The sequence below is a fragment of the Chitinophaga sp. genome (assembly GCF_039596155.1).
In the GTDB taxonomy this organism is placed as follows: domain Bacteria; phylum Bacteroidota; class Bacteroidia; order Chitinophagales; family Chitinophagaceae; genus Chitinophaga.
Window position 1 is genome coordinate 1 of the sequence record NZ_JBCNKF010000047.1, and the last position, 14,730, is coordinate 14,730.

Below are 14,730 nucleotides of genomic sequence, written 5' to 3' on the forward strand. Positions count from 1 at the left end.
CTCCCGCCAACCCTCACCAACCGCACACACTCCCCAGCCAAACCTGCCAGTGCCCTGATCACACCAACCCTCATCAACCGCACAAACTCTCCACCCAAACCTGCCAGCCGCCTGCTCCCGCCAACCTTCACCAACCGTACACACTCTCCACCCAAACCTGCCAACCGCCTGCTCCCGCCAACCTTCACCAACCCTACACACTCCCCACCTTGCGCCAAACAGCACGATGGCCGACAGGCTATCCGCCAGCCATCGCTGTAGCCAGTTACTTAACGGCCGGTGCATAGCGGCTCATAATCTCGTTCGCCTTGATCACTTCTTCCGGCAGTGTTTTAATCTGCTTCCAGAAAATGAACTTGGTAGATACCCAATCTTTGTAAATTGAGTTGTCAAGAATTCCGCCCATCTTCCTGTTCAGCGGATTGTTGGACGCAATGGTAATTGCTCCACGACCGAAATCCTTAATGCCATAGTGCTCCGCTACGACACGTTTGATCTCTTCCTGGTCACTCACAGACACGCGTTTGCTGGCGACTTTGGAAACTGTGTAAAGGTGCGTGCTCACGCGTTTTACGCCCGGTACCTGCTGGAATGAAAATGAGAGAAGTAACACCGCAGGGGCGCACAATGAAAGCAAGAGTAGCTTTTTCATACAGTGAAATGTTTTGGGATTAATATGATGGCAAGTTAGTGGATTTCAATTACATAACAATCAAGTATTTATACGCAAAAACCGAGGTGGACGCAGGGTAGGTTGAAGCGCCGGAAACCGGTTATATTAAATTTCCGGCCAACAATCATCCGGATTCCGCCGGATAAAATTTACTTTGCACCAACCGCGTATCCTGAATATCCTTCAGATTATTTAATAAAAAATTACTCTGTTCTCAAACTCTTCACAGGATTCATCATTGCCGCCCGGATCCCCTGGATACTCACCGTTAGCAACGTGATGACCATCGCCCCTCCAGCCGCCACCAAAAATGCCCACCATGGCATATCTGTTCTATACGTATACCTTTGCAACCAGGCCTGCATCCCTACATGTGCCAATGGCAGCGCTATCAAAAACGAAATCGCCACCAGCACAATAAACTCCCGCGACAACATCCCCCATAAACTAAATACAGACGCCCCCAGGATCTTCCTGATCCCCAGTTCCTTCGTCCGCTGCTCCGCCATAAACGATGCCATCCCAAACAATCCTAAACAGGATATAAAAACAGCCAGCACCGCAAATATCCCCGCCAGTTTTCCTATACGCATCTCATCTTTAAACTTAGCTGCATACTCCGCGTCGGCAAACTGATAATTCACCGGACTTTCCGGATCGTACTTCCTGCACATTGCTTCTATCAGCTGTACCCCCTCCGGCGGACTCACTTTCGGATTGATTCTGATATTGACATAATTGTCACGAAACCCATTCCTGATATAAAACAGGGTGGGGGAGACCGGCTCATAGGGATTCTGCATCACCATGTCCTTTACCACACCCAGGATCTTAAACTGCCTTCCCCCCTTGGTAATATACTGTCCCACCGGATTTTTCAGACTCATATAATCCACCGCACGCTGATTGATCACCATCCCATCTGAATCCGTCAGCATTCCCGCATCGAAATCCCTGCCATCTGTAAACTGCCAGCCCACTGTTTTGCCGTATCCAAACGTGACCCCGATATTTGCAAAATCAACGGTCATATTCGGATCCTTTCCCTGCCAGTTTACACTACTCGTATTATTATTCACCGTGGTCGCCGCACTCGTGGAAAATGCCACTTCATCAATCTTACCCGTCGCCATCAACTCATGCCTGAACGCCTCGAAGTGGTTCGCTATTGCATCCGTAATCGTAGGCACAGTCACCAATCCCTCCCTGTTATATCCCACCGGACGGTTCCTTGCAAATTCGATCTGCTTAAACACCACGATCGTTCCAATGATCAGGGTAATAGATACACTAAACTGTAACACTACCAATACCTTCCTGGGCATAGCCGCCAGTTTACCCGCCTTATAGGCCCCTTTCAATACTTTCACCGGCTGGAAAGAAGATAAATAAAACGCCGGATAACTACCCGCTATTATTCCCGTTACCGCGGTGAAGGTCAGGCCGGCCAGCCAGAACAAAGGACTATCCCAGGGCAACGCAATGTGTTTATCCGCCACCTCGTTGAAAGACGGCAATAACAGCCATACAAAAGTAATGGATAGGATATAAGCAATGAATGTTACAAACAATGACTCTGTAAAGAACTGCGCCACCAGCTGCTGCCGAAGCGATCCGATCGACTTGCGGATACCCACTTCTTTCGCCCGCTTCTCACTCTTCGCCGTAGTCAGGTTCATAAAGTTGATACATGCCAGCAATAACACAAACACGCCTATAATGCCAAACAGATACACATACTGCAAAAGTTCTCCCACTGCCACCCCATTCTTAAACTTCGCATACAGGTGCCAGCGACTCATCGGATGTAACAGGATCGCAGGTGTATATTGTTTAATAAAAGCATCTGCCTCCTTCATCGTTACATGCGCAATCTTTGCACTCACGCTATCCATGTCCGCATGGTCCGCCAGCTGCACATACAACTGGTAAGAATTATCCCCCCAGTCATTCTTTGACCTTGGCTTTACCAGGTTTGGATTATTGGCATAATACGCCCACGGCGCTATAAAGGAAATGTCACTGAAACTACTGTTATACGGAAAGTCCTCATATACCCCCGTTACCTTGAAGCTCTCCTGGTTGTCCAGTTTCACCAGTTGCCCCATTGGGTTCATGTCTCCAAACAATGCCTTCGCTGCCGTCTGCGAAAGCAGGATACTACCCGGATCCGCCAGCGCTGTACGATCACCCCGGAGCATCTTCATACTAAACATCTCCGGCGCCGATGCCTCCATAAAGTTCCCCCGCTGCACCAATTGCTTATCGCCAGCTGCCAGTATATGCCCCCAGGTCCATGAACTCATGGACATCGCCTTAAAATATGCCCCGTAATGCTCTTTCAATGCCACCGGTAGTGGCATACTGATGGCCTTGCTGGTCTTCGTGTCGCCATTGAACACCTGGCTCTTATACACCTGCGCAATACGGTCGTAATGCACCGGAAAGCGATCATACGTAAATTCATCCCTGATCCATAACCCAATCAGCATCGCTACCGTCATCCCAACTGAGAGTCCGAGTATATTAATAAAAGAATGTACCTTGTTCTTAAACAGGTACCTCACCGCCATTTTAAAATAATTCCTGTGCATAGCCCTGGGTTAAGTATTCCAGCAGTGCGGAAAAACCCTGCCAGAAAGAAAATTATTCATTATCAGTGAATTATAAAACACCCACTGTCCGCTTTTGATACATCGCCTGTCCGCTTTTTTTTTACAGAAACTTGTTAACTTAGTATTAACTTACTTGCTTGTTCGGGTACCTTAACTTCGATCCAACACCCCTTTATTATGGAAATATGTATTAGAAAGATCGGCGATGCCGGCGTTTGTATAGAGTTGCCTATGTTGTCTGCCATCCCTCATGTGAAATTATGGAAAGAGCGCATCGTAACAGATATATTACTCATGGCTTTTTCCAACAGACCTGCCACCTTCATCCGGATAGACCCTACACCCGATGCAATAGGGTACCAGTTCCCTTATCAAATGGTCGTAGCCGGCGGCAAAAGCTACCTCGTCAATAACATGGAATGCTGCGATTACCAGGACCTTGTCAAAGTAGGTGAAAGCCCCGATATGAGCGTGGGATTGCTGACAGTCGTAGCAGGTACCGGTAACTACCAGTTTAATACTTCGTTCCCCCAAGCAGAAGCCACGCTTTCAGCCATCAAAGATGAATTATTTACCTGTAGTCCGGATGGTTACCGCGTCTACTGGTTGAATGCAAATCGCGCATATCCGGATGTTCTCGAAGCAATCAATGATATCGCTAACTTCTATGAATTCGTAACCGCTTCGTAGATAAATTATTTAGATATTATTTTTAATCATTAATAATTAAAATATGCCTGTTTAAACAACAGATTCAAAATTTTTTTATAATTTCGGGCTGTTTGTAAATACTTAACCTATTCGTTAACCGCATTACCATATCAATTATTGAGCGAATGGCCTTATATACCCAAACTTCTGTATCAATAGGAGAGGAACAATTCAAGCAATTTCATTCCCTTCACCTGAAGCAATCCATGACAGGGCATCACGCACTGGAAATCAGGATTGGATACGATTGGTTGCTGAAACTGGGGAAGGATCCCGTTTCTTCCGGACAATCTTTTTTAGGGAAAGAAGTACGCATGACCGTCGAAAGTATGGAAGGTACCGGTAATGGTACACCACTATCTTTCAATGGCGTTGTGACTGCCGTTACCTTTGGCAAAGAAAGTAATTCGATCAACGGGCACTGTACTGTCTACGCATCCAGTCCTACCATCCTTCTCGATGGCAATCCGCACATCCAGTCTTTCGAAACACAGAACCTTGCCAATATTGTCAACACTGTATTAAAGACCAGCAGCGCCTTCCCCGGTTCTCCCGAGGTCAACCCGGAGTACTCCGCACAATTAAAATACATTGTCCAGTATAAAGAAACCGGCTTCCAGTTCCTGCACCGCCTGTCCCAGCGCTTCGGCGAATGGTTCTTTTATAACGGCCAGCGGATCATCTTCGGAAAGAATACCCCGCAAAAAGTGACGCTTTTCCACCAGGTGAACCTCGTGGAGTACAACATCTCCCTCAGAACTGTTCCCAACAACCAGGCATTGAAAGGACAGGAGTACAGGAACTATTCCGATGTGGATTTCAATACGAACAGTATTTCTCCCGGTAACCTGGACAACTACACGCAAACCGCGAAGAACATCAGCGATAAACTCTATAACCGTGCCTTCACTTACAAGGTACCCCATGCTTTCAGCAGTAATGCTAAAGAAGAACTGGAAAACACCGGTAAGCGCCAGCAACAGGCCCAGATGGCCCAGATGGTGCTCATCAGCGGGCGTAGTAAAAGTACTGCCCTGCGGCTCGGAGATACCATCAGCATACAGGAAAATATCTACTCCACCGCTGATCATGGTGAATTCCTGCTTACCTCCCTGGAACATTTCTGCGATGGCAACGGTGAATACTACAATCTCTTCGAAGGCATCCCCGCAGCAACCGCCGTACCTCCCATGAACATCGAAAATATCCCTTACTGCGAAGCACAAAGCGCTGTCGTAGTGGAAAATTTCGATCCAAAAGGCCTGGGCCGCGTACGCGTTCGTTTCAACTGGCAAAACGGGATGACTCCCTGGGTCCGCATCATTCAGCCCCATGGCGGTGGCGACAAAGGCTTTTATTTCCTGCCTGAAACAGGCGAAGAAGTATGGGTAGATTTCGAAGGCGGCAATCCCGAAGCACCTTACATTACCGGTACACTCTATAACGGCGGCGGTAAAACGGACTACGGCGATACCGATAATAATATCAAAGCCATCCGTACCCGCAGCGGTCACACCATCCGCCTTGACGATACTGCCGGACAGGAATTCATTACCATCAACGACAAAGGAGGTAATACCATCGTGATGGATACCAACGGTCAGAACATCTCTATCACAGCACTCCAGAACATCAAAATACAAGCCCGCAATATCAACATCATCGCAGTTGAAAGTGTAGATGTCACCGCCGGTACCTACCTCAGTAACAGTGCCGGTTATGACCTGACCGCCAGCGCTGGCATGAATATCATGCACAACGCCGGTGACAGCATCACACAGTACTCTGTGAATGACTATAAACTGAGCGCAACTAACATTACCAAAATTGCATCAGAAAATATGGATGTGCAGGCTAAAAGTATTGAGAAAACTGCCGAACAGGTGAAAGTGGACAGCTCCAAAGAAGAGATGACCATCAACTCAGGAAAATCAGTCGCCATCAAGAGCGCAGAGAAATCCAAACTATTCTGATCCTCATCTTTAATTGAAGAACCATGGGAGATAACAGTACGGGAAGCCTCGTCATTGTCGCCAAAAATTATACGGAAAACGGTGAGAAAGTCCGCTGGAACAGTGCCGGTGAAACAAACCTGCAGTCCGGCAAACGGATCCAGCTGCACGGCAAGCAGGAAGGCGTTTCCTTTCACAAAAATGACCCCGTTGTACTAAATGCAGGTACCACCGTCAAAGTACTGAAAGTTGAAGGCCCCAAAAGCGTTGTTAACGGCAATACCTACGAATTCAAAGCAACTTCCTTCAGTGAGCAGCTACCCGACAACCAACTCCGGCTGGTCGCCTGGGCCTATTCCTTTGATGGTGGCAAAACAATCACCCATTTTAAAACCGGCACCACCCGCGTCGAGAAAGGTGTGGCCTATAAATCTATCACCGTCGACGGAAATACCGTTGATAAGGAAGTGAGCGTATATGCCTTTTTCCGCAAGCCGGATACAAAAGTGGTCGCCACTACAAAGATCATCTACCTGCCGCTGGTTGTCGACGTCTACCGCACTCCCGGCCTTAACGAAGATGGTACCGACATCGCCAATGACATGGCTTTCGGTAAAGGCGTAGCTAAACGCCCGGTGTACACGAAAGGGGAAGTGGATGCCTATAAGAATGCTTATGTCAACGACGGCTTCGATATTAAAAGAGACGCGAAATATGCCAATGCAGCCAGCAACGGCGCCTATAGCGCCATCTACAGTGAAAAGCAGATCCTGAACACCGGTTACCTTATGCAGTTGTCCAATGCTGCCAGCAGTGACGACGCGCTCTTCCTCGACTTCCGGATCATGGTCGAAACCATGGCCAGGGGCGATCTGAACGACAACATCAAATCGATGATCAGCAAGTTCCAGAAGAATGAAGGAGGGGTGTACGAAAATGCCAAACTCACCGCTGCCGCACAGGCCAACCCTTCTACCCAACGCTTTTGTACAGGGATAGAAGATGAAATGGCAGAACGTATCAAAAAGGCAGGCGGGGAACTGATCAACATGGAAGACAAAAAGATCTATACAGGTAGTGAAGCGGGGTACAAAACCTCTCATCCCTATGGCCATCCTGCCTTTCCATACAGCAGGGACTATAACCTGATCAAAGGCCTCACCATCGCAGTCAACGACGTGTGGAGCTATAAAGTAACCTTACTAAGTTTTAAGCAAACAGGCGACAACTACAAAGCACGTTACGAAGTACAGCTCTGGGACCACTTCGGTCTGGATCTTCCGGACATGGAGAAGTTCTATTCATGGGGCGCCGGCTTCCGCGCCTGGTTCCTCTTACAACATCTCAGGGGCTACAAACCCTTCTTAACTAAAATGGTATTTACAAAAGAATTTTCCGGCAATATCAATGAGGGTGCACAGGAAAGGAAAAATAAGCGATAATGAAGTATACTTTTTTACTACTACTGATATGTGGATTATTCGCCTGTTCGACGAAACCAACCGGCACGCATGTGATATACTTAGATAAACTGGATCATCAGGCAACAGTAGAAGTGAACGGTAATTATGGCCCCGGCTTTTACCGATATGCCCTGATTGAGAATCCGCCTAACTCCGCCGACAGCATCCGGCAAATCATTCAGCAATATTGCGATAGTGCAGTGAACAAACAAGATGTGGAAGCACACTACGTCCGGTATTTTATTCAGTTCTACCGGTTGTCTGACAATACCAAAAGCTATCAGAAAGGCAGGGAAGACTACTGGGATGTTCATAACGATATCAACCAGGAACTAGCGGATTACAGGGGGGAATACCGCTACGAACGCTGTATCGGCGATTCTCTCCATGGGATATGGACAATGGAAATCAATACCCCTGCCGGTAGTAAAATGGATACACTGGAAAATAAATGTGCACAGTAAATGGGCTTCTTTAACATATTTGGTAAGCGGGCGCCCCGTGTGGATATCCTGACCCCGGTGGAATACACGGTCAGGATGCAATCGCCGGCTGTACTGGAATTCACCATGTCTGTAAGCCGCATGAAAGTTGAAGATGATCAGCGGACCTTCTTTCAGTTCGATCGGGGAGAGGTGACGATCAACGGCGATGCTGCGTCCGATTACCTCGCTGCAGACCTCGCCGCACAGTGCGGACAGCTCCTGTATCCCTTGCAGGTATGTGTAGCCGCCGATGGAAGCATCACCCGGATTTTCAATCATCCTGAGATATTGAAAAGATGGGAAGAGAAAGAACCCCGCCTGCAGGAATACTTTGCAGGCCAGGGAGCCGCTGAATATATCAGTGCCACCGGCCGGACAATACAGGATGAAAATGCCGTACTGCGTGCCCTGCAACAGGATCTGTTCCTGACCTGCTGGTGCAACCTGGCCATGGGCGGAAGCCGCACAGCATACCAGCTAATCCCGTTCAAAGAACCGGTGCCCTATGAACACGATATTAAATTTACTGTCAATAAAATGACGAAGATGATCGACACCATCACTGCCGAATGGCATTTTGAACAGGATGGAAGTCCCCGCCGTACGCAACTTACGGCCGTTTGTAATCCGATTAAAGAAACTGTAGTATGAGTGAAAAACACTTTGTAGTACAGGGAGCTACCTGCAAATGCGACTTTGGTGCTTCCCCCGACAAGTTGAAGATCGCCTCCAACGACCGTGATTATATCAATGATGGCACCGGCGATGCTAAACCGATTGCCAGTACGAAAGATATTGGCCAGCCGCTGGAAGCAAAAACCTTTGGCCGTTGTAGTAAAGTGAACAGTGCCTGTAATGTGAACATCACAAAATGGGATAGCTTTTATAATAAGATCACCCTCACCAATGGCGGAAAGATCCTCACCGAAGATAGCAAAGCTACCTGCGCAGTGGGGGGAACACCTTGTATCTCCATCATCAACCACGGACAGGTCGCACAGGTAAGCAGTGCACACTTTGACAATGTGGAAGTGTCCACAATGGCAGCCCTGAACCCCATGGCAGCACCCCCCGACAGTAATTTACAGCTCCCGAAAGTGAAATCTATCGAAGGGAAAGCTGCTTCTTCAAAAGATGCCGTCGAAAGTGGTAAGAAAGTGCCTGAACTGGTGACCCGTGTAGATGAAAATGTAACTTTCAGGGTGAAAGACTATTTCAATCCCGGCAATGCAGATAAAGCCAAAGTGAGCTGGAAAGTGTTTAAAGGACATGGCTTTTCAGAAACCGGTACACTCACCTTCGAGACCATCGGTCCCGATTTCAACATGAACTTTGATACCGTCGGTACTTACCGGGTAATGGCCTATGGTGCCAATGGAAAAGGCGATCCCAGCTGCTCCGTCGATGTGACTGTCGCCGTCAACAAACTCAAAGATGAATTCTCCATGGACGGGTTACTGGGCCACTTTGTTAAGGACCAGTACCGGGTGAGAAGAGGTATGAACGTAACCGTCAGCGCCGTATATGAAATAGATCCACCTACCGCCGAAGAAAAACAACTGGTGTCTATGCTGGTCACCGATGCAGCGGGCAACGTAATTGCTACCACCGATGCCGGTACCGACAAGATCACTTTTAAGGTCGATAACTCCGCTACATCCTACACGGTGACCGCAAAAATGGGAGAACAGGTGGTGACAAAGGAAATGAAGTCCGAAGCAAATGGCGTAGTTGCCGTGACCAACGATCAGAATACCACTGTCATCCGGCCACGTACCAGTATGTCTTTCAAAGTAAGTGAGATGACCTATACCACACAGGTGGAAGACTTTGAAGCAGGGCAGATCAAATGGCAGCTGAACGGTAAAATAGTGGGTACCGGTAAAACCCTCCAGCTGGATGGCAACCAGTACTTTACCAACCCGGGAAAGTATGTGGTGGAAGCATATGTATCCGTTGCAGATGCCTGGAATGCAAAGAAGAATGCCCCGAATGCCCATCAGAAAGACGACTGGCAGTTTGAAGTCGCCTACAATACCATTACCGAAGTCAAAGAAGAAAATGGGAATAAAAACTGGATCGTTGGCAAGCAATATAACATCGTAGCCATCACAAAGATGCCTTACGACGCCGCTAAAGATGGTCCGTTCACCTGGATCCCATCCTCCGGTAAAGGTGATAAGATCTCCGGTGTTTTTGCCAGCCACAAAGGAAAAGTAACGGTGACCGCTTCGCTGGGTACTTCGACAAAGGTCCTGGAAGTGAATGCAGACTTTGCAAAGATCGACGCCTGGTACTTTGGCGACAAAGATGGTGCATATAAGGCGAAGGCAGGCTGGAATGAGACGCTCAAAATGATCGTTAAAAGTGAAAATGCGGCGAATGAGGAGGTGGAACTGCATATCCTGGAAGCTGATAAGAACACGGAACCTAACTACATTCTGGGGCCTAAAAAAGGCACTTTCGGGGCAGATGGCCTGTTGAGTATCGATATCAATACAAATGACCTGAAGGGCAAACTGAGTGAACTGTGGTTTGAAGGAGATTATTACGATGTGTTTTTTGCCATGCTGCCCACCCGGTCAGGCCTCCAGTTTGACGGCGTAAAAAAGTTGACCTGCAAAGGGAAAGAGTATATCTTCCCGGCGAAGGAAAGTAATATGCGCGGGGCAGAAACAGGTAAGTATGTCTACATTTCAAAAAAGCCGGAGATCGTAGATGTAAAATACTTTGAATCCAATGGTAACCTGGCATACAGGGTATACAAGTATGGTGAGAAAATTGATATTAAGATCCAGACAGCCAACCTGGCCGGCAAGGATTTGACAATCGAATTCTGGGAGAATAAAAATAAAGACAAGGATGAACTGATTAAGTCTAAAAAGATCAGGCCTGACAACACCGAAGTCGTTACGATCAATTTCGATACAAATGAACTGAAGAGTGGAGACAAGACAAGGAATGATGGATACCGCGCCTTTTATCTTGTGATCAAAGCAGATGAAACCAAATCATTCATGTATCCGAAGGATGTAGCAGATGAAAATGCCCATAAGGCCGAGCAGATCTATTTCTTCCAGCACCTGAAGATGTCCGATGCAAAAGCCGATGAATGGAATAAACTGGCAGATAAAAATGCCCCGGCAGTACTGAAGAATGAACCTGCGCAAAAAGCACAGACCACGACCGGTTGTCCCAACTGTAATGCAGAAGTCACCCTGGCCCAGTTACAGCAGATCTTTACAAAAGCCAATGCAGATGATCTGAAAGCCATTGCAGCGAACTACACCAAGTACATGGCGGAACTGAATATGAACACCTGTTGGAACAAAGCACATTTTTTCGCACAGGTGAAAGGTGAATCGGGCGATACGCTGAATATTACAGAAGATGAAAATTTCAACTACTGGTACAAGCGGCTGAACAGGTTCAAAGCATTCAGAACAGCCGAAGGGAAAATAAAAGCAAAAGAATTAGGCCGGCAGACGGAAGAAAATATAAACGGGCTGGACGAAGAAGGGGAGAAGAAAGTCGCTAATTACGCTTACGGTCCGCAATCCGAGAAGGGCGTTGAACTGGGGAATACACAGGAAGGAGACGGCTGGAAATTTCGCGGAATGGGGCCGTTGCAGCTCACCGGCCGAAGCAACTATACCGTAGCCAATGCCTATACCAGCAAGGAAGGTGGAGACATCGTGGCCAACCCCGAATTGCTGCGGACAAATGCAAAGATCTCCCTGCTGGCTTCTATGGCGTTCTGGAAAATATACAAGATCGCGCATGTGGCCAACAAGCAGAAAGATGAAAACGTCATCAGCGTCATCGTCGGCGCAGACCAGCAACTGTCCGGTGGAAAAACAGCCTATGGTGTAAAGAAGGAAGCGTTTGAAAAGAATACTTCTATCGTCTTCAAAGTGAATGAGTGTAAATACGGGGATGTCGTGCCGGAGAAAGACTGTAACCGCTACAGGATTGATGTTGACAACTTCACCGTCACCTACGAATACAAAAACCTGGCGTCCAGACAGTACCGGTACGAGGTGATCGTGAACAAAAAATCGGTGTATACAAAGTATATCAATGCAGAAGAGATGAAGAGCACCTTCAGGGGCAACAAAGTTGATATCCGCTTGCTTCCTTTTCCTGAAACAGGACCTAACTGGGGCCGCTTTGGTACGAGGGATAAAGGCGGTGATAACTACGCCTCTCCTGAAATGGCCGCACATCTGCTGGGCTTTTTCTTTTGTCTGCCCGTAAAAGGATACACGGACACCCTTTATTACAATGATATCTCTGCAAATGATGCACGTAACATCGGGCACAGTTCTCATAGGGTAGGAGTGGACGTAGATATTCGTTATCCGGGTAGTCCGAATACAGCCGGCCAGGTCATGTGGTCGCAGGCTGCAAAGGCGTTTCCTTCTACAGAAGATTTTGTTGCGAAGCTGGAATTTTTATTAGAACTTGCTTCTAAGTGGAACTATGTAAATAATTATACGTACAAAGCTGGCATCAAGCACTCAAGTGGCGACTATGCCAGTGTGCATCAGGACCACTTTCATATCGGCATAAAATTTTCAGAATGAGATATGTAATTGTCTTAATTGGAATAATGGGATGTTTGAGCTGTCAGCCTGGAACTGGTGAACACGCGGTAACAGACGGACAGCAACAACAGGATACAACAAAACAAACAGAAGCAAAGGAAGCAATCATTATGACTAATCCCGAATTTAAAAAGCAGGGCGAATTACAACAGCACCTGGATGATGAAGGCGGTGGCAATTACAGGTATGCAGAAAAAGACCTGAATGTAGCACTGCCGGTGATTGCAGATATTCTCAAAGCGAAAGGATATGTGGCACCGTCAAAAGATGCATTCGATAAGAAACTACATGAAATCTTTGCCGAAAGCTTTAGTGCCGGAGGCAGCTGCCGGGTAAAGGAATATGAAAAATTTACGATGCTCTACGAAGGAAATACCATAGAGACCCCATTCCCCATGATGTCTGACGATGTTGTGGCGGCAAAGGAAATTCCTTTTATCTGGCAGATCCCTTTGATCTCATCACTGGGCACTTTTGTAGATACCGTTCACTTTAAGATTGATACGAAATACACACAGAAACTGATCTCCAGAAATAAATACTTCTTTAACGACAGCAAGGCAGATCTGGCGATCTTACTGAATGAGGATACTGCCTTTCTGAAGGTATTGGTCACTTCATTCGGCTACACAAAAGATCAGAAGATCAACGACCTTGTGATGAATGAATACCTGAGAGAAGATGATGACGAACTGGCAAAAGTGGCCGGTATTATTTTCAAAAAAGATTGCAACCACCAGCTGGTCATCAGAGAAGGTTTGCTGAAATGGATCGCAGATCATACAGATACAAAGGAGCATAGGTTGATCAGTGCACTCTATAACTATGCCTTCAAACTGTATGAAGATAAAAGCGATTTTACACAGCAGGAAAAGCGGAAAATCGCCGCTTACGTAGATAATACATTTATTCCGCTCAAAGACAAGTATGGCAAAGGTGGCGACTGGCCTGCGGAAGAGTTGATATTTAACCTGGAAGCAAGAGATAAAGACATCATGAAGTACCTGGAACTACAGCAGTATTTCAATTTACCAGCCGTAAAGAATTTGTATGGGGAATAAGTTTTTAATTATCATCGCAATAGTAACAGGTAGTATGGGCTGCCAGTCAGCCGCTACACAGCATAAGCAGGCAGCGGACACACTGTCGCAGGCACCTGCACAGCCTCAACAGCAGGAGCTGGTGATCACCAATCCTGAATTGAAAAAACAGGCTGATATGCAGGCACACCTCGATGATGAAGGCGGCGGCAGTTATCATTACCAGGAGCAGGATATGAATGCCGCGCTGCCTGTAATCGCTGAAATCCTCAAAGCAAAAGGCTATGTGCCGCCGGCTAAAGATATCTTTCAAAAGAAACTACAGGAGATCTTCGCGGAGAATTTCCTTCCCGGTAATAGTTGCCGGGTAAAAGAGTATGGGAAATTCACGATGCTGTGGGAAGGGCCGTTATCCAATAAAGACTATCAATTTCCCCTCATGACCGATGATATATCCGTATCAAAGGAATACCAGTTTATTACACACATACCCCTGATTTCCGGGCTTGGTACTTTCACAGATAATGAGCATTTTAAAATTGACCTGGCGGAAAAACAAACGCTGGTATCGATTAATAAGTATTTATTCAATGATAGTAAAGCAGACCTGGATACCCTCATTCAGAAGAACGATGCCTTTGTGACAGCGTTGGTAAAGTCTTATGGCTATACCAAAGATCCAAAGCTCAATGACCTGGTGATGAAGGAATTCCTGACTGGTGGAGATGATCACGCGGCAACGGTGGCAGGCATTATTTTCCGGAGAGATTGTAAACAACAACTGGTGATCAGGGAAGGATTGTTGAATTGGGTAAAAGACCACACAAACAAAGATGAACATCAACTGTTAGACGCACTGTATAATTTTGTTTTCAAACTGTATGAAGATAATAACAATGATTATACCCTGAATGAAAAGCGGAAAATAGCAGCCTACGTAGATAATATCTTTATTCCACTCCATGATAAATTTGGCGGACCAGGTTGGCCATCCACCGAATTGATCTTTAACCTGGAGCCGAGGGACAAAGGAATACAGGATTACCTGAAGCAGCAAAATTACTTCAACCTGCCAGCCGTGAAGGACCTGTACGGAGAGTAGGTCATCAATTTGCAGGCAGGAACCGCCCGGGTATATCATACATCAGTACCCGGATAAAACTTACCTGCATCCTTCTTTGGTT

The 14,730-nt window shown here is 46.9% G+C and carries 10 protein-coding genes and 1 pseudogene; 9 read left to right on the forward strand and 2 right to left on the reverse strand.

Annotation, left to right across the window (positions count from 1 at the left end; translation table 11 throughout):
* Positions 1-261, forward strand: a pseudogene (locus ABDW33_RS29455) (hypothetical protein); the annotation flags it as partial.
* Between the two features lie 4 nt (positions 262-265).
* Here the strand turns inward: ABDW33_RS29455 and ABDW33_RS29460 are convergent.
* Positions 266-652: a hypothetical protein gene (locus tag ABDW33_RS29460; protein WP_343693682.1), complete on the reverse strand. Its 387-nt coding sequence runs from the start codon at positions 650-652 to the stop codon at positions 266-268.
* A gap of 224 nt (positions 653-876) precedes the next feature.
* Complete coding sequence (locus ABDW33_RS29465) at positions 877-3,267, reverse strand: ABC transporter permease (RefSeq protein WP_343693683.1); 2,391 nt, start codon at positions 3,265-3,267, stop codon at positions 877-879.
* 198 nt (positions 3,268-3,465) lie between these two features.
* Between ABDW33_RS29465 and ABDW33_RS29470 the strand changes: the two genes are divergently transcribed.
* The 8 genes from ABDW33_RS29470 (at position 3,466) to ABDW33_RS29505 (ending at position 14,648) form a co-directional block, all read left to right on the forward strand.
* The gene (locus tag ABDW33_RS29470) at positions 3,466-3,978 is read left to right on the forward strand and encodes a hypothetical protein (RefSeq protein ID WP_343693684.1); all 513 of its coding nucleotides are present in this window, start codon (positions 3,466-3,468) and stop codon (positions 3,976-3,978) included.
* 146 nt (positions 3,979-4,124) lie between these two features.
* Positions 4,125-5,972: a phage baseplate assembly protein V gene (locus ABDW33_RS29475; protein WP_343693685.1), complete on the forward strand. Its 1,848-nt coding sequence runs from the start codon at positions 4,125-4,127 to the stop codon at positions 5,970-5,972.
* Positions 5,973-5,995: 23 nt separating this feature from the next.
* A complete protein-coding gene (locus tag ABDW33_RS29480) occupies positions 5,996-7,393 on the forward strand; it encodes a DUF3289 family protein (protein ID WP_343693686.1) in 1,398 nt (465 codons plus the stop codon).
* Entirely contained in the window at positions 7,393-7,878 is a 486-nt protein-coding gene (locus tag ABDW33_RS29485) for a hypothetical protein (protein WP_343693687.1), read from the forward strand. The genes ABDW33_RS29480 and ABDW33_RS29485 overlap by 1 nt, the downstream gene beginning before the upstream one ends.
* Entirely contained in the window at positions 7,879-8,550 is a 672-nt protein-coding gene (locus ABDW33_RS29490; protein WP_343693688.1) for a hypothetical protein, read from the forward strand. It abuts the gene before it with no gap.
* Positions 8,547-12,485, forward strand: a complete 3,939-nt coding sequence (locus ABDW33_RS29495) for a PAAR-like protein (RefSeq protein ID WP_343693689.1) — start codon at positions 8,547-8,549, stop codon at positions 12,483-12,485. The genes ABDW33_RS29490 and ABDW33_RS29495 overlap by 4 nt, the downstream gene beginning before the upstream one ends.
* Positions 12,482-13,567, forward strand: coding sequence for a hypothetical protein (locus ABDW33_RS29500; protein ID WP_343693690.1), 1,086 nt, complete (start codon positions 12,482-12,484; stop codon positions 13,565-13,567). Before ABDW33_RS29495 ends, ABDW33_RS29500 begins: the two co-directional genes overlap by 4 nt.
* Positions 13,557-14,648, forward strand: a complete 1,092-nt coding sequence (locus ABDW33_RS29505; RefSeq protein ID WP_343693691.1) for a hypothetical protein — start codon at positions 13,557-13,559, stop codon at positions 14,646-14,648. The genes ABDW33_RS29500 and ABDW33_RS29505 overlap by 11 nt, the downstream gene beginning before the upstream one ends.
* Positions 14,649-14,730 lie beyond the last annotated feature (82 nt).

Excerpts from the sequence above, each read along its gene's own strand:
- ABDW33_RS29460 (WP_343693682.1), bottom strand. The coding sequence starts at position 652 with ATGAAAAAGCTACTCTTGCTTTCATTGTGCGCCCCTGCGGTGTTACTT.
- ABDW33_RS29465 (WP_343693683.1), bottom strand. The coding sequence starts at position 3,267 with ATGCACAGGAATTATTTTAAAATGGCGGTGAGGTACCTGTTTAAGAAC.
- ABDW33_RS29470 (WP_343693684.1), top strand. The coding sequence starts at position 3,466 with ATGGAAATATGTATTAGAAAGATCGGCGATGCCGGCGTTTGTATAGAG.
- ABDW33_RS29475 (WP_343693685.1), top strand. The coding sequence starts at position 4,125 with ATGGCCTTATATACCCAAACTTCTGTATCAATAGGAGAGGAACAATTC.
- ABDW33_RS29480 (WP_343693686.1), top strand. The coding sequence starts at position 5,996 with ATGGGAGATAACAGTACGGGAAGCCTCGTCATTGTCGCCAAAAATTAT.
- ABDW33_RS29485 (WP_343693687.1), top strand. The coding sequence starts at position 7,393 with ATGAAGTATACTTTTTTACTACTACTGATATGTGGATTATTCGCCTGT.
- ABDW33_RS29490 (WP_343693688.1), top strand. The coding sequence starts at position 7,879 with ATGGGCTTCTTTAACATATTTGGTAAGCGGGCGCCCCGTGTGGATATC.
- ABDW33_RS29495 (WP_343693689.1), top strand. The coding sequence starts at position 8,547 with ATGAGTGAAAAACACTTTGTAGTACAGGGAGCTACCTGCAAATGCGAC.
- ABDW33_RS29500 (WP_343693690.1), top strand. The coding sequence starts at position 12,482 with ATGAGATATGTAATTGTCTTAATTGGAATAATGGGATGTTTGAGCTGT.
- ABDW33_RS29505 (WP_343693691.1), top strand. The coding sequence starts at position 13,557 with ATGGGGAATAAGTTTTTAATTATCATCGCAATAGTAACAGGTAGTATG.